Origin of the sequence: Rhizobium sp. CB3060 (assembly GCF_025200735.1) — a bacterium.
Taxonomy (GTDB): domain Bacteria; phylum Pseudomonadota; class Alphaproteobacteria; order Rhizobiales; family Rhizobiaceae; genus Rhizobium.
Map to the genome: position 1 here is coordinate 272,536 of NZ_CP104158.1, position 15,526 is coordinate 288,061.

15 protein-coding genes are annotated in these 15,526 nt (G+C 60.6%); 7 read left to right on the forward strand and 8 right to left on the reverse strand.

Annotation, left to right across the window (positions count from 1 at the left end; genetic code table 11):
• Positions 1 to 20: 20 nt before the first annotated feature.
• Both N2601_RS01330 and N2601_RS01335 read left to right on the forward strand, forming a co-directional pair.
• Positions 21 to 1,112, forward strand: coding sequence for an ABC transporter ATP-binding protein (locus N2601_RS01330; protein WP_104822036.1), 1,092 nt, complete (start codon positions 21 to 23; stop codon positions 1,110 to 1,112).
• A 140-nt stretch (positions 1,113 to 1,252) separates the two neighbouring features.
• Entirely contained in the window at positions 1,253 to 1,666 is a 414-nt protein-coding gene (locus N2601_RS01335) for a hypothetical protein (RefSeq protein ID WP_199773516.1), read from the forward strand.
• Between the two features lie 181 nt (positions 1,667 to 1,847).
• Here the strand turns inward: N2601_RS01335 and N2601_RS01340 are convergent, their stop codons facing one another.
• Positions 1,848 to 2,444, reverse strand: coding sequence for a TetR/AcrR family transcriptional regulator (locus N2601_RS01340; RefSeq protein WP_104822037.1), 597 nt, complete (start codon positions 2,442 to 2,444; stop codon positions 1,848 to 1,850).
• The gene (locus N2601_RS01345; RefSeq protein WP_158704417.1) at positions 2,426 to 2,650 is read right to left on the reverse strand and encodes a hypothetical protein; all 225 of its coding nucleotides are present in this window, start codon (positions 2,648 to 2,650) and stop codon (positions 2,426 to 2,428) included. The genes N2601_RS01340 and N2601_RS01345 overlap by 19 nt, the downstream gene beginning before the upstream one ends.
• 85 nt (positions 2,651 to 2,735) lie before the next feature.
• Here N2601_RS01345 and N2601_RS01350 point away from each other — a divergent pair, with 85 nt between their 5' ends.
• The gene (locus tag N2601_RS01350) at positions 2,736 to 3,566 is read left to right on the forward strand and encodes a DUF3313 domain-containing protein (protein WP_445944975.1); all 831 of its coding nucleotides are present in this window, start codon (positions 2,736 to 2,738) and stop codon (positions 3,564 to 3,566) included.
• 43 nt (positions 3,567 to 3,609) lie between these two features.
• Here N2601_RS01350 and edd read toward each other — a convergent pair whose 3' ends face one another.
• The 5 genes from edd to N2601_RS01375 all read right to left on the reverse strand — a co-directional run bounded on the left by edd (position 3,610) and on the right by N2601_RS01375 (position 10,680).
• On the reverse strand, positions 3,610 to 5,433 hold the full coding sequence (edd, locus tag N2601_RS01355) for a phosphogluconate dehydratase (RefSeq protein ID WP_260303353.1): 1,824 nt from the start codon (positions 5,431 to 5,433) through the stop codon (positions 3,610 to 3,612).
• A gap of 178 nt (positions 5,434 to 5,611) precedes the next feature.
• Complete coding sequence (gene pgl, locus N2601_RS01360; RefSeq protein WP_104822040.1) at positions 5,612 to 6,310, reverse strand: 6-phosphogluconolactonase; 699 nt, start codon at positions 6,308 to 6,310, stop codon at positions 5,612 to 5,614.
• Between the two features lie 15 nt (positions 6,311 to 6,325).
• Positions 6,326 to 7,801, reverse strand: a complete 1,476-nt coding sequence (gene zwf / locus N2601_RS01365) for a glucose-6-phosphate dehydrogenase (protein ID WP_104822041.1) — start codon at positions 7,799 to 7,801, stop codon at positions 6,326 to 6,328.
• A 130-nt stretch (positions 7,802 to 7,931) separates the two neighbouring features.
• Complete coding sequence (locus N2601_RS01370) at positions 7,932 to 9,230, reverse strand: NAD(P)/FAD-dependent oxidoreductase (RefSeq protein WP_104822042.1); 1,299 nt, start codon at positions 9,228 to 9,230, stop codon at positions 7,932 to 7,934.
• Positions 9,231 to 9,243: 13 nt separating this feature from the next.
• The gene (locus N2601_RS01375; RefSeq protein WP_104822043.1) at positions 9,244 to 10,680 is read right to left on the reverse strand and encodes a glutamine synthetase family protein; all 1,437 of its coding nucleotides are present in this window, start codon (positions 10,678 to 10,680) and stop codon (positions 9,244 to 9,246) included.
• Here N2601_RS01375 and N2601_RS01380 point away from each other — a divergent pair.
• The 4 genes from N2601_RS01380 (at position 10,646) to N2601_RS01395 (ending at position 15,267) form a co-directional block, all read left to right on the forward strand.
• The gene (locus tag N2601_RS01380) at positions 10,646 to 10,834 is read left to right on the forward strand and encodes a hypothetical protein (RefSeq protein WP_199773591.1); all 189 of its coding nucleotides are present in this window, start codon (positions 10,646 to 10,648) and stop codon (positions 10,832 to 10,834) included. The genes N2601_RS01375 and N2601_RS01380 overlap by 35 nt on opposite strands.
• 31 nt (positions 10,835 to 10,865) lie before the next feature.
• Positions 10,866 to 12,002 carry an NAD(P)/FAD-dependent oxidoreductase gene (locus tag N2601_RS01385; RefSeq protein ID WP_445945011.1) on the forward strand — a complete coding sequence of 379 codons (1,137 nt, stop codon included), beginning with the start codon at positions 10,866 to 10,868 and terminating at the stop codon, positions 12,000 to 12,002.
• Between the two features lie 229 nt (positions 12,003 to 12,231).
• Entirely contained in the window at positions 12,232 to 12,375 is a 144-nt protein-coding gene (locus tag N2601_RS01390; protein WP_199773517.1) for a hypothetical protein, read from the forward strand.
• Positions 12,376 to 12,729: 354 nt separating this feature from the next.
• Positions 12,730 to 15,267: a methyl-accepting chemotaxis protein gene (locus N2601_RS01395; RefSeq protein ID WP_104822045.1), complete on the forward strand. Its 2,538-nt coding sequence runs from the start codon at positions 12,730 to 12,732 to the stop codon at positions 15,265 to 15,267.
• Here the strand turns inward: N2601_RS01395 and N2601_RS01400 are convergent.
• Positions 15,243 to 15,497 (reverse strand): hypothetical protein, encoded by a 255-nt coding sequence (locus N2601_RS01400; protein ID WP_104822046.1) that lies wholly within the window; start codon positions 15,495 to 15,497, stop codon positions 15,243 to 15,245. The two genes, N2601_RS01395 and N2601_RS01400, sit on opposite strands and share 25 nt — an antisense overlap.
• Positions 15,498 to 15,526 lie beyond the last annotated feature (29 nt).

A 15,526-nucleotide genomic window follows, 5' to 3' on the forward strand; every position in this document is an offset into this window, starting at 1 on the left:
TTGGGAGGAGGAGAGCATAGATGACAGGGCTTGTTCTGAAGGACATCCGAAAATCATACGGAAATGTGCATGTTCTGCATGGCATCGATCTGGATATCCAGGAGGGCGAATTCATCGTCTTCGTCGGCCCGTCCGGATGCGGCAAATCCACCTTGCTGCGTATGATTGCCGGGCTCGAGAGCATCACCTCCGGCGACATGCTCATCGCGGGACAGAAAGTCAACGAGGTGCCGCCGTCAAGGCGCGGCATCGCGATGGTCTTCCAGTCCTATGCTCTCTATCCGCATATGACGGTCTTCGACAACATGGCCTTCGGCATGCGCATCGCCGGGGAAAGCAAGCAGGAGATCGACCGCCGCGTTCGCGCCGCCGCCGCGAGCCTTCAGCTCACGCAATATCTTGAGCGCCTCCCAAAGGCTCTCTCGGGCGGTCAGCGCCAGCGCGTCGCAATCGGCCGTGCCATCTGCCGCAACCCGAAGGTCTTTCTGTTCGATGAACCGCTATCGAACCTCGACGCGGCGTTGCGCGTGGCGACACGTATCGAGATCGCCAAGCTCAGCGATTCCATGCCCCAGACGACGATGATCTATGTCACCCACGACCAGGTGGAAGCCATGACCTTGGCGGACCGCATCGTGGTGTTGTCGGCCGGTCGTGTGGAGCAGGTCGGTGCGCCGCTCGAGCTTTATGAGCATCCGGCCAACCTCTTCGTGGCGAAGTTCATCGGCTCGCCGGCCATGAACATCATCCCGTCGAAGGTCACTGGCACCGGCGCGATGACGACAGTGACTCTGACAGGCGGCAAGACGGTGACGCTCGACATTGCGACGGCGGCATCCGAGCAAGGCAAAACCGCAAGCTTCGGCGTTCGCCCGGAAGATTTGCGGATCGCGACGGACGAGAATTACCTCTTCGAAGGCGAGGTCTCCATCGTGGAAGCCCTCGGCGAGGTCACGCAACTTTATATCGAGGGCCTGGTGGATGGTGAGCCGATCATCGTCAAGATACCCGGCATCGCAGACGTTAAGCGCGGGCAGAAGATGCGCTTTGCGGCCGATAGGCAGAAGCTGCATCTTTTCGATGCTGACGGCCACACCTATCGCAAGCAATAAGGCATCCTCCCAAGAGCGCGGGAGCGCTAGTCCAGGTGTAGAAATACAATAAAATGCAACTTGGTCTAGCGCTTCCAAACCTTCTGTTAAATACCCGCTGGTAGCCTGAGCTTCGTAATATACTTCAGGGATTTACGATAATGGCAGCTTCCGGCACCGCTCACCCAGGCCAGCATTTCCTCAACAAGGAAGAGTCCTTCATGTACGACCGCGAGGTGCGGTACAGAATGGAGGACACGATGAACGCGGCGCGGATCGAATATACCGAAAAAGGCGTCATGAACTTGGCGTCACGCCGCTGCGATATCATCCGAATCTCGCAGAGCAGCGCGATTCTGGCGATCCTCACCCAGTATAATCTGCCAAAGCAGTTCTATCTCGACATCCCCGATGCCCGCATCACCAAGGTCGGTTGCATCCTGATGAAGATCTTCCCCAACAACACCATCGAGGTCCGTTTCCTGCGCCTGCTGTCGGAGAAGGAGATGAACAAGATCTTCGTCTACAGCACCCATCCGTCGCACCGCGACCGCGTGCTCGATATCCGTGCTTGATTAAATCTCGTCGCCAAGAATAGGTTTGGGCGACGATCCACGCGCTGGAGCAATTCCAGGAAAAGTGCGAAGCGGTTTTTCGTCCGGAATTGCGTAAAAACAAAGGGATAGAGCGGGATGCCGAAGACTGTGCGCGGTTTTCGGGCGACATCCCACTCTATCTTTTTGATTTAGAGACGGATCAAATTTCCGCCTGCCACTTCTTGAGCGCATCCTCCATGTAGTCAATCAGCGGTAGCTTGCCGTCTTCCTGCAGCCACTTGTCGACCGAGAGGCGAAGAGGGCTTACGGCAATCATTGAAACCAGCCGTAGTCCGTCGCGGTCCCTCGTCGGAAACAGTTCGCACAGTGTCTCGTAGGCAACCTGTTCGAGCTGCAGGTAGTTGCTGCGCGTGCGTGCGCGCAGGGACTCGCTTTGACGCAGAAGCCGGGCCGTCTCAAGAAGCTGAGGAGCCTCAGCCTGAAGGCGTGCTACAAGTCTCAGGGTTGCCTGATGAATGACATCGAGCGGTCGTCCGGCTGATGCGTTCTCTGTGATGCTTGCCCGGAGAGCGTCCATATATCCGCGCTGATGCGCCAGAAGAATGTCGTCCTTGCTTTTGAAGTAATAGAAGAAAGTCCGGCGGGAAATACCAGCCGCGGCCGCAATCTCGTCGATCGTCGTTTCCTGATAACCCTTCGCTAGAAAGGATTTCAGTCCGACTTCCGCTATGCGTTGAAATGTCAGGCGTCGCTTTTGCTCGCGCAGGCCTTCCGGTTTTAAGGGGCGATCATGCATCGCTCCATACTGTCATAAGTCGCAGCGCCACTCAAACCATCAGCTTGTCCCGCACCCTGCTCAATTCCCGGTGAAATAATTCCAGCGCGCCATTTTTGGATTGCCGCAAAGTAGCCAACATTAATTTTTACATCCAGTGTAATATTTAATGTTGATACGAGATGCCCTAACCAAACGCAGGAGAGCGATACGTCCATGCCAGCCAATGCAATCTCAAATCACGATAATTGCGAGACTTACGGTTCAGATGCCGCCGAAACCCCTGGGCGTCGGCGGTCCGATATTTGGTCGATGGCTCTTTTGCTAAGTTTCTTGGGGGGGTGCGCGGCAGCGCCCCTGGATCGCGCGGGATCCTTGCGATCTTATGACGGCCTGACCCGATCGGACGGGCTGGTTGCCCACTCGCTTCTTCGGGTGAGCAGGGACGATGTTCTGACGGCGAAGACCGTGAAGATTATTCCGACTGCTTTTTCATTGCGGGCTGAAAGCGCCGCCTTCACGCCCGAGCAGCGCAACCTCGTCACCAATGCCGTCGACAGGGCGCTTTGTTCCGGATTGAGTGAACGATTCGTCGTTGTCGGTCTAACCCATCAGGCGGATCTGACTGTTCGCGCCGTCGTCACGCAGGTCAAGGCAACGAACGCTACAGCCGTCGGCGTTTCGAAAGTCGCATCTGTCGGCAAGAGCGTGCTGCTGCCGAATGTACCCGTGCCCATCCCCCGCATCCCGATCGGCATGGGCAGTCTCTCTCTCGAGGCGGAGGCCCTTAATCCTCAGGGCGTGCAGAGAGCTGTGATGATCTGGGGACGTGGGGCAAACGCGTTTCTTGATTCAGGAACGGTTGCCAGGGAAGGAGATGCCTACAGTCTCGCCGCCAAATTCGGCGGCGACTTCAGCAAGTTGTTGGTCAAGGGCAAAACGCCCTTCGGATCGATGCCCTCTTTCCCTTCCAGAGCGAATTTGGCGGCTCTCGTCGGCCGAGCGCCCAAGTATGAGGCCTGCAAAGCATTTGGGAAGTCGCCGGGCGTGACGGGCTTCATAGGAGCACGCATCGGCCTCCCGCCGGGGTGGACGGACAAGGCTCCGGCGAATGCGGAAAAGACGGCGTCGAACACTCCCTGATCAATGTTCGACGTCGTCTTGCCGAATTCCGGCGACGCAACCATCAATGATGGAACAGGACGCTGGCGCCCTGGTCGGCCGGGCCGGCGCCGTGGCGGAACGAGGCGAAGAGCTCGCGGCCCATGCCGAACTCATTCTCGGAGAGGTCGATGACGACGGGATCGCGTTCGGCCATGTCGGCAGCGTCGACCAGCACCTCCAGCGTACCAGCAATCGCGTCGATGCGGATGATATCGCCTTCCTTAATGCGGGCAATCGGTCCGCCCTCGACGGCTTCCGGGGTGACGTGGATGGCGGCCGGTACCTTGCCGGACGCGCCGGACATGCGCCCATCGGTCAACAGCGCCACGCGGAAGCCGCGATCCTGCAGCACGCCGAGTGCCGGCGTCAGCTTGTGCAGCTCCGGCATGCCGTTCGCCTTGGGGCCCTGGAATCGGACGACGGCGACGAAATCGCGGTTGAGCTTGCCGTCCTTGAATGCCTGCTGGATCTCGAGCTGGTCGTGGAAAATCACGGCGGGCGCCTCAATGACATGGCGCTCCGGCTTGACGGCAGAAATCTTGATCACCGCCTTGCCGATATTGCCGCGCAGCATTTTCAGGCCGCCAGTGGTCTGGAACGGTGCATCGATGCCCGCCAACACCTTGGGGTCGCAGCTCTTTTCCGGCGCCTGTTCGCGGACGACGCCGCCATCGGCGCCGATTTTCACCTCGATCGAATAGGCCGAAAGCCCCTGGCCGGCGACGGTACGCACATCGTCGTGCAGCAGCCCCTTCTTGAGGAGCTCCTTGATCAGGAAGCCCATGCCACCGGCGGCATGGAAATGGTTCACGTCTGCAAGTCCGTTCGGATAGACGCGGGCGAGCAGCGGGATGATGTCCGAAAGCTCGGAAATATCCTGCCAGGTCAGCACGATGCCGGCCGCGCGCGCCATGGCGACGAGATGCATCGTGTGATTGGTCGAGCCGCCGGTCGCATGCAGGCCAACGACGCCGTTGACGATCGAGCGTTCATCGATCATCTCGCCGGCGGGCGTGAATTCGTTGCCCATGGCGGTAATGGCGAGCGCCCGCTTGGTCGCCTCGCGGGTCAGCGCTTCGCGCAGCGGCGTGCCGGGATTGACGAAGGAAGCGCCGGGCATATGGAAGCCCATGATCTCCATCAGCATCTGGTTGGAATTGGCCGTACCGTAGAAGGTGCAGGTGCCGGGGCCGTGATAGGACTTCGATTCGGCTTCCAGCAGCTCCGCGCGGCCGACCTTGCCCTCGGCATAGAGCTGGCGCACGCGCGATTTTTCGTCGTTCGCCAGGCCAGAGGTCATCGGCCCGGCCGGGATGAAGACAGCCGGCAGATGGCCGAAGGAGAGCGCGGCAATGACGAGGCCGGGTACGATTTTGTCGCAGACGCCGAGGAAAACGGCCGCATCGAACATGTTGTGCGACAGGCCGACACCGGCGGACATGGCGATCAGATCGCGCGAGAAGAGCGAGAGTTCCATGCCCGGCTGGCCCTGCGTGACGCCGTCGCACATGGCAGGCACGCCGCCGGCAACCTGAGCAATGCCGCCTGCCTCTGCCGCCGCCTCGCGGATGATGGCGGGATAGGTTTCGAAGGGCTGATGCGCCGAGAGCATGTCGTTATAGGAAGTGATGATCCCGAGATTGGGCACGCGGTCCCCCGCCAATGCCTCTTTCTCGGAGGGCGAACAGATGGCGAAGCCATGCGCAAGATTGGCGCAGCCGAGCACGGAGCGCTGTGCACCCACCGTTGCGGCATTGCGCAGGCGGTCCAGATAGCGCTCGCGTGTCGGCTTCGAGCGCTCGATGATACGTGTGGTGATTGCCGAAATGCGGGCGTCAGCGGCCATGGTCGATCTGCCTCCGTCTGTTTTTGCGCATAACCCCGAAAGATCAACGTGATCCGTCTTGGGAAAGGGCTAGGCGCAGACTTCAAATGTCATTGCTATGCCGGCACGCCTTTTCGGGGCGTGAGGCGCAGCGGTGATTGCTGTGTCGTTCAGGGTCCGATGGCGGCCGTGCGGCCTGTCAGGGAGCCCAGTAAATCTCGACCAGAGAGGCGGCCCGGCGCAGAATGGCGCGGATCGGCATCTCGGTCTCTTCGCCTGGCGCTTCCGCTTTGGCGAGAACGTCCTTCTTGCCTGCCCCTTCGATATGGAGCACCAGCAATCCGGCATCCTGAAGGCTGGAGAAGGTGAAGGTCAGCCGGGGTTCGCCGGCTCCTTCGGCTTCCATCGTGATGATGCCGCGCGGGCTGTTCGAATCGAGCGCCGCAGCGAGATTGCTCCCGCCCGGAAAGAACGAGGCCGTGTGGCCGTCATTGCCCATGCCGAGGATGGCGACGTCAAAGGGAAAGCCGATGCACTTGGTCTTTTCTGTGGCGATAACGGCGGCCTCCTCGACGGAAGCCGCGGCTTGGTAGAGCGGAAAGAACTGTGCCGACGCCGCCTTGTCCTTCAACAGGTTTTCCTGGACGAGCAGGTGGTTCGAGCGCGGATTGTCTGCCGGCACGAACCGTTCGTCGACGAGGGTAATCGTCACCTTGCTCCAGTCGAGCGAACGCGATGACAGCGTCTGGAAGAAGATCTTCGGCGTCGAACCGCCGGAGACCGCAATGCTTGCAGAGCCGCGGGTGGCGATGGCGGCCGTGAGAACCTCGACCACCTTGTCCGCGAGCTTGCCGGCGAGTTCGGCGCCATTGGCGAAAGCATGCATGTTCGCTGTCATCGTCGTCGTCCCAGTTTAGATATCGTCATGCCATGTGCGGCCGTCACGCTCGATGAGCGCGATGGCCTGGCTCGGACCCCACGTGCCGGCGGTATAACCCTGCACCGGCTGGCTGGTGGCTTCCCAGCCCTTGAGCATCGGATCGACCCATTCCCACGCGGCTTCCACTTCGTCGCGGCGCATGAACAGCGTCTGGTTGGAACGGACCACGTCCATCAGCAGGCGTTCGTAGGCGTCCGGATTGCGGACGTTGAAGGCCGAAGCGAAGCTCATGTCGAGCGAGACGTTGCGCAGGCGCATGCCGCCCGGACCCGGGTCCTTGATCATCAGCGACTGCTTGACGCCTTCGTCCGGCTGCAGGCGGATGATCAACTGGTTGGCGACGATGCGGCCGGCGGCCTGATCGAAGATGTTGTGCGGGATCGGCTTGAAGGTGATGACGATTTCCGACACCCGGCCGGCAAGACGCTTGCCGGTGCGGATGTAGAAGGGAACGCCGGCCCAGCGCCAGTTGCCGATCTCGGCCTTAATGGCGACGAAGGTCTCGGTGTTGGAGACGCCACCTTCCAGTTCGTCGAGGTAGCCTTTGACCGGGCCGCCTGCCGAAGCACCGGCGCGATACTGGCCGCGAACGGTCGCCTGCTCGACGTTGGAAGCATCGATCGGCTTCAGCGCGCGCAGAACCTTCAGCTTCTCGTCGCGAACGGCTTCCGAGTCCATCGAGGACGGAATTTCCATCGCGGTCAAGCAGAGGAGCTGCAGGATGTGGTTCTGCACCATGTCGCGCAGCGCGCCGGCGGTATCGTAATAACCGGCGCGCCCTTCCAGGCCGACCGATTCCGCAACCGTGATCTGCACATGGTCGATGTGGTTGGCGTTCCACAGCGGCTCATAAAGCGCGTTGGCAAAGCGCAGCGCCATCAGGTTCTGCACCGTTTCCTTGCCGAGATAGTGGTCGATGCGGAAGATCTGCTCTTCCTTGAAGACCTTGCCAATCGTGTCGTTGAGCTGCAGCGCGGAAGCGAGGTCGCGGCCGATCGGCTTTTCGACGACGATGCGGGTCTGCTTGGTGATCAGCTTGTGATCGGAAATCTTCTGCGAGATGTCGCCGAAAATGCCCGGAGCGACGGCGAGATAGAAGGCGCGCACGCGGTCCTTGCCTTCGTCCAGGATTTTCTTGAGCTGATCCCAGCCGGTATCGGTCTTGGCGTCGACCGGCACGTAGAACAGGCGCGCGCAGAACTTCTTCACTTCCGCTTCGTCGAATTCGCCCTTTTTCAGATGCTCTTTCAGCGCGGCTTCGGCGAATTTACGGTATTCTTCATGCGAAAGCGCGCTGCGAGATGCGCCGATGATGCGGGTGGGCTCGGAAAACTGGCCTTCGACCTGGCGATGATAGAGGGCGGGCAGAAGCTTGCGTTCTGCAAGGTCGCCGCTGCCGCCGAAAACGACATAGTCAAATGGTTCAACGGGAATGATTTGGCTGCTCATGAGCTATCTCTCAATCAGTCTTGGTTAAGGCCCCTTTTAATCTAATCGATTTAAAAAGGCCAGTGTGCATCGCAAAAATCAGACTCGGCTTTTTAGAGCGGATTGCCGGAAGAGGAAATCCGTTCTGTTTCTAGAACCTGTCGCGCAACGCAAACCACGAGAGCGCCAGGAATAGGAGAGGCGCCTGCATGCGGGCACCGCCGGGAAAGGGCGGGATGTTCAACGCCTTGAAAAGCGCAAGGTCGTCGGCGTTCCCGAGAACCGTTTTCGCATAGAGTTTACCGCAATAGTTTGACAGCATGACCCCGTGGCCGGAATAGCCGCCGATGGAGGTGACGCCGGGCATGACCTCGCGCACGAAAGGCTGGCGCGGCATGGTGATGCCGACAGATCCGCCCCAGGCATGGGTGATGTTGATATTGCCGAGGGCAGGGTAGATTTCGGCGATCTGGCGACGGATGTGCTGCGTTATGTCGCGCGGGTTATCGGCGGTATAGGCCTCGCGCCCGCCGAACAGTAGGCGCCCGTCCTTCGATTTGCGGAAATAACGCACCACGAATCGCGAATCCGCCACCGCTTCGCCGCCGGGCAGGACATCCGGAAACTTGTCGAGCGGTTCGGTGGCGCCGATGAAGGAGCGAATCGGCATGACATGGCTCGCGGTCACCGGCTCCAGATTGCCGATATGGCCGTTGCAGGCAATTAGCACGCGGTCGGCGGTGATCGTGCCGCTGTCGGTCTCGATCAGCGTCCTGTCGCCGGATTGCCGGATCGCCTTCGCCGGCGTCATTTCGAAGATCGAAGCACCGGCGGTCTGCGCTACCCGCGCCAAGCCGATGAGCAGCTTCAGCGGATGGATATGGCCCGTGCCCATATCCCTGACGCCGTAGAGATAAAGCTTTGAGCCAAGCCGCTCCTGGGTTTCGGCCTGGTCCATGAAGCTGACATGCGGATAGCCGTAGCGCGTCGCGGCGATTTCGGCATTCTCCATATAGGCGCGCTTGTAGCTCCGCTTATGCGTGACATTCATCTGGCCGGGCATGAAGTCGATGTCGATGCCCTGCTCGGCGGCAAAGTCAAGAAGATGGTGTTTAGCGTCCTCGGCAAGATCGAACAGTGCCTTTGAGCGTTCGTAGCCGATCTTCTCTTCCAGCTCCTCGGGCCAGGAGCGCTGGCCGGTGCCGAGCTGGCCGCCATTGCGACCGGAGGCGCCGTCGCCGAAGCGATTGGCATCGATCAGCACCACATCGACGCCGCCCTTGGCAAGGTTGTAGGCGGCCTGTAGGCCGGTGTAGCCGCCGCCGATGATGGCCACGTCGGCACGGCGGGAGCCGTCGAGCTTCGGATAGGCGGGGCGAGGGCCGATGGTTGCCTGATACCAGGAAAGGCCCGGCGCTATCGGGCTCTGCCATGCTTCCTGCAATGTCATGGGCGGGCCTCCCTCACACGTTGAGCAGAAGGAATTCCCGCTCCCAGGGGCTGATCACCTGCATGAAGGTTTCGAATTCGCCGCGCTTGACGCCGACATAGATGTCGATGAAGTCCTTTCCGAGGACCTCTTGGAAAGCCGGTTCGCCTTCCAGGAGCGCAATGGCTTCGAGAAGCCCGCGCGGCAGATCGATCGAACCTTCGTTGGCCGAATCCTCGGTCGGTGCGGTCGGCTCCACCTTCTTCATGATACCGAGCAAGCCGCAAGCGAGTGAGGCCGCGAGCGCCAGATACGGATTGGCGTCAGAGCTCGGCAACCGGTTCTCGACGCGGCGCGCCTGCGGATCGGAGACCGGTACGCGGAACGCGGTGGTGCGGTTGTCATAGCCCCAGGCGTTGTTGACCGGGCAGGACATGTTCGGCGCCAGGCGGCGATAGGAGTTCACATAGGGCGCCAGCATCGCCAGCGCATTCGGCACATAACGTTGCATGCCGCCGATGAAGTGGAAGAACTCCGGCGAGGGACTACCGTCCGGATTGGTGAAAACATTCTTGCCGGTCACGATATCGACCACCGACTGGTGGATATGCATCGCCGAGCCCGGCTGGCTCTGGATCGGCTTGGCCATGAAGGTGGCATAGATGCCGTGTTTCATCGCCGCTTCGCGAATGGTGCGCTTGAACATGAACACCTGGTCGGCAAGCTCGATCGGATCGCCATGGCGCAGGTTGATTTCGAGCTGCGCCGGACCCTCTTCATGGATCAGCGTGTCGATCTCCAGGCCCTGCTTCTCCGAGAAATGATAGATGTCGTCGATCAATTCGTCGAATTCGTTGATGCCGGCAATCGAATAACCCTGGCCGCCGAGGATCGAGCGGCCTGAACGGCCCTTTGGCGGATGCAGCGGATAGTCCGGATCGTCATTCTTGGCGACGAGATAGAATTCGATCTCCGGCGCGACCACCGGCTTCCATCCACGCTCGCGGTAGAGGCCCATGATCCGCTTCAACAGATTGCGCGGCGTGTAGGACACCGCATCGCCATCGGAATTGACTATGTCACAAATCACCTGTGCCGTCGGATCGCTCTCCCAGGGCACGACCGAGAGCGTCGAAAGATCGGGCACCAGCTTCAGGTCACTGTCGCGCGGCTCGTAACGGAAGCTTTCGGTCTCCTCCGGATATTCGCCTGAAATCGTGTGACGATAGATCGCCGAGGGCAGGGCGAGCGAGGTGTTGGAGGTGAATTTCGAGGTGGGCATCATCTTGCCGCGCGGCACACCCGCAAGGTCCGGGGTGATGCATTCTATGTCTTCGATTCCCCGCGCCCGCAGCCACTGAGCCGCTTCCTTCCAATTTGCCACGCCGCGCGCTGATCGTAAGCTTGGGGGAACTGTCGCGATTTTCGAGACCGGCATGGAAGCTTTCAGCGGGGTCTTTTTCGCGGGCATAAAACACCGTATTTGCGTTGATCGAAGATTTCATCATAACGGCAGTTTGCCAATTGGCGAGGGGGAAAACCGTTCGGACTTTCGCCATATGATGGAAAAACGACAGTGCGGCGCAGCAATGGATAAAGGAATGAAACGTGGCCGGCAGATATGATGTGATCGTCCTCGGCGCAGGCGCCGCAGGCATGATGTGCGCTATCCGCGCCGGCCAGCGCGGGCGTTCCGTCGTCGTGCTCGACCACGCCGCAGCGCCGGGGGAGAAGATCCGGATTTCCGGCGGCGGCCGCTGCAATTTCACCAATATTCATGCCGGCCCGAAGAACTTCCTCTCGGCCAATCCGCATTTCGCCAAGTCGGCCTTGGCGCGCTTCACGCCGAGGGATTTCCTCGCCATGGTCGAGAGCCATGGCATCGCCTGGCATGAAAAGACGCTCGGGCAGCTCTTCTGCGACAACAGCGCCAAAGACATCATCCGCATGCTGACCGACGAGATGCGGGCGGCCGGCGTGGAGTTGCGGCTGCGCACCGAAATCGGCGCCATCGAGCCGGTTGCCGGCGGTGGCTACAAGGTCGCCACGTCGGAGGGCACCTTGGAGGCCGCCTCTCTGGTCATCGCCACCGGCGGCAAGTCGATCCCGAAAATGGGAGCCACCGGCTTTGCCTATCGCATCGCCGAGCAGTTCGGCCTGCCGCTCGTCGAGACGCGTCCCGGCCTCGTGCCGCTGACCCTCGATCCCCAGCTTCTCCAGCGCCTGGCGCCGCTTGCCGGCATCGCCGCGCCTGCCGAAATCCGCCACGGCAAGACCGCGTTCCGCGAAGCCCTGCTCTTCACCCATCGCGGCTTGAGCGGCCCGGCGATCCTGCAGATCTCTTCCTACTGGCGGGAAGGCGACGAGATCACGGTGGCGATCGAGCCCGATATCGACATTTTCATCACGCTCAAGACGGCCCGGCAAGCCAATGGCCGGCAATCGGCACAGACGGCTCTGGCGGAGATATTGCCGAAGCGACTGGCGCAGCATTTCGCCGACGGAGAGGGCATAGCGGGCAATATGGCCGATCAGCCCGACAAGCGCCTGCAGCAGCTTGCCGCCGCCGTCCAGGCCTGGCCGGTCAAGCCGTCGGGTTCCGAAGGTTACCGGACGGCGGAAGTCACGCTTGGCGGCGTCGATACCGCCTGCCTCGATTCAAAGACGATGCAGGTGAAAACCATCCCCGGCCTCTTTTTCATCGGCGAATGCGTCGACGTCACCGGCTGGCTCGGCGGCTACAATTTTCAATGGGCCTGGGCCTCGGGCCATGTCGCCGGCGAAGCGGCTTGAAGCACTTATTTCCACATAGCGACCGAGCCCTTGATCGCGCCGCTATGGAAGTGGAACTGCCAGCCGCAAAGTCCTACGCCTTTTGGATAAATATTCGCCGGGTGCGACAATTGTGGCTAGGCTCTGGTGCCGGCGTTTTCCTTTCCTACATCTTTATTGTCCACATTGGCAGTTGCCGGAACGACCTTTTGCCGGTTATCGTGTCAGTGCGAAAATGGGATTTAGGCTCATGAATAGAACACAACATCGCGCTCGCGCCATTGCAATTGCTCAAACCCGTGACAATGCCAAATTGGTGGCCATTCGGCTGCTGATGCTGGCAACCGGCGCCACGGCGGCCTGCATTGCTTACCTTGCGGTGCGCAGCTTCTGATATCATCGGCCTGATCGGCTTCGGCCGCCGTTCGCCGGCGGCCAGCACGTGCGCATACGCCCGGCATCCTCTTGCCCGCGGCCTTACCTCCCTGCATTTTAAGGCTTTTCCCGAGTTATCGATGGCCTTGTAGGTCATTGCCATGGCGCCTTATCCGAAAATTAATTAATCGGACTCACAATCCGCGAAGATTTTCTGGGGCGTGCTTCTACAACGTAGAGCCGAAGCAATGATTGCCTCCCGACATGGTTGGGTCCCCATCTGCGAACATCTCAAGTTTGATGGTTATGCATCCGGTCAGCGCCATCGCGGCGTCGGCAGGGGGAGTACGGTGTATGAGAGGCCAGAGCCACCATGTTCATTGACAAGATCCTGTCTCGTTTCAAGATCAAGACGAAGGTTCTGATCTTCGTGCTGCCTTTCGTCATCAGCATTTCCGCCGTCGGCCTCACCGGGCTCTACGCTTCGGGCCTGCTGCAGGGGCGCATGGAAATTTCCAACAGCGTGCTGCAATCGCTGACGGGCTTCAAGAACCTCTACGCTTCGATGGATGACTTCCTGCGCATCACCAACGAACAGCAGCGCGACAAGCTCTATCAGGACATCAAATCGCAGCAGGGTGTCCTGAACGCGACGCTCGACCAGCTCGGTAAGGATGCGGAGGGCCGCGATAATCTGACGGATGCGACGACCAAGACTGCCGACACGGCAAACCTGGTTGCCAAGCTCTGGACGCTACACGAGCAGGAAGTCGCCTTTCGCAAGGTGATCGAAGACGCGCAAAGAGCGCTGATCAGCGCCCGCTTCAATGTCGATTTCGATGGTCAGCAACTGGAAGACCAGATGCGTAAGGACCAGGCCGACGCGACCGCGACGTTGCGCGCCGCCGACCGCCTACTGAAGGGCGGCGATGCGCTTGTCTCCGTCGCCGAAGATTTCAACAAGGCCGCAACGCCCGCCGATAAGGTCAAGCTGCTCAAGGACCGGTTGCCTGATCTCAACAAGGCGCTACGGGCGATCGATCTCGCCGTGCCGCAGAACCAGAAAAGCGTCGTGCAGTCGCTGGCCGGCACCATCAAGGATCTCGGCGCTTTCACCGAAAGCACTGATGTTCCAACGGACGATACCGTCACCGCCATCGGTCGGCTGCTTTCGCGCTTCCGGCAGATGTCGACCTATACGCAGCTCACGGCAACGCAGATGATGCGCCAGGCGACCACGACCTTCGTTCAACTGGACGCCCGGGTCGTCCAGACCAATTCCGTTCTGCAGGACACCCGCCGTCTCGAAGGTTCGATCTATTCGCTGCAGCTCGTGCTTGCCGACTTCACCGCTAATACCACTAAGGAAAATCTCGTCCGTCTGCGCCAGGAAATCGCCAAACTCGGTGGCGACATGAATACGCTGAACCAGAGTGCCAAGGACATGGATTTCGCCGGCGATATCGACAAGGCCATCCGCCCGGCCATCAAGTCGATGGATGAAGCCGGCGGCAAGCTGGTCGATACCATCACCCAGCGCATCGCCGAATATGCCAGCGCCCGCCAGCAGCTCGATCAGGTCTGGGGTCAGCTCACCGCCTTTGCCGAAACCCAGAAGCAGAGCGCCGGCACGGAGCGTGATCAGGCGAACTACATCTCGATCCTCGCCACCACGCTTGGCATCATCCTCTCGGTCGCCGGCGGCATCGCTCTGGTCCTGACCCTGCAGCGTCCGATCGGTCAGATCACCGCCGCCATGCGCCGTATCGCCGACGGCATGCTGGAAACTGCGATCTCCGGCGAGCAGCGCCACGACGAAATCGGCGACATGGCCCGCGCGCTCGGCATCTTCAAGGAAAACGCGCTTTCGAAGATCCGCATCGAGGAGCAGAGCGACGAGGAGCGCACCGCAGCCGAGCACGAGCGCCAGCGCAACGATGCCGAAAAGCGCGAGCTAGACCGTCAGATCGACTTCGCCGTCAGCGAACTTGCCGCCGGCCTCGAGCGCCTGGCTCAAGGCGATATCTCTGCTAGCATCCAGACGCCTTTCATCGGCCGCCTCGAACAACTCCGCCAGGATTTCAACAGCTCGCTGTCGCGTCTGCAGCAGACGCTCAGCCAGGTGCGCGACAATGTCGAGATGATCCAGAGCAACGGCAGCCAGATGGCAGCTTCCGCCGAGGACTTGTCGAAGCGCACCGAACAGCAGGCGGCCGCGTTGGAAGAAACCGCCGCCGCCGTGGACGAAATCACCGTCACCGTCCGCTCGTCCGCCGAGCGCGCCAAGGAGGCGGATGCGATCGTCCGCGAAGCAAAGCGCAGCGCCGACGACAGCTCCGTCGTCGTCGGTAACGCCATCGATGCGATGGGCCGTATCGAAGATGCCTCACGCCAGATCGAGCAGATCATCGGCGTCATCGACGAGATCGCCTTCCAGACCAACCTTCTGGCGTTGAACGCCGGTATCGAAGCCGCGCGCGCCGGCGAGGCCGGCAAGGGCTTTGCGGTTGTCGCCATGGAGGTGCGCGAACTTGCCCAGCGCTCCGCCGCTGCGGCACAGGAGATCAAGGGGCTGATCAACAAATCGACCCACGAGGTCAATTCCGGCTCGCAGTTCGTGCAGGAGGCCGGCTCCGTGCTCGCCCAGATCAGCGGTCAGATCGTCACCATCAGCCAGCATGTGGAAATGATCGCGCGCGCCAGCCACGATCAGGCAAGCGCGCTGCAGGGTGTCAACTCCTCCGTCAACCAGATGGACCAGATGACACAGAAGAATGCGGCCATGGTCGAAGAAACCACGGCGGCCAGCCGCGAACTGGCCACCGAAGCGGACGCGCTGCTCTATCTCATCCAGCAGTTCAAGATCGAAGGCGGGCAGGGCGCGGGCTATATGCGGGCGCAAGCCGCCTGACCGCTGCAATCGTCGCTATCACAGGCGGATCGGTCCGTATCGGGCCGGTCCGCTTTTTTCGTTTTGAGCCATGCATAGCTAATATCGAGAGCGTTCCCGAGCCAGGTAAACACTGGCCAGGGGTCACGGCCATATTCTTGGTAGAAAGCGTCCTCGTTGCGGCGCCATTGCGCGTGGCGGGCGTCATTCTCCAGTTCGATAATTCTGGCTAAAGCGATGCAGTCGATCATGGGAGGTCTCCATATTGAAAAGCATCCCT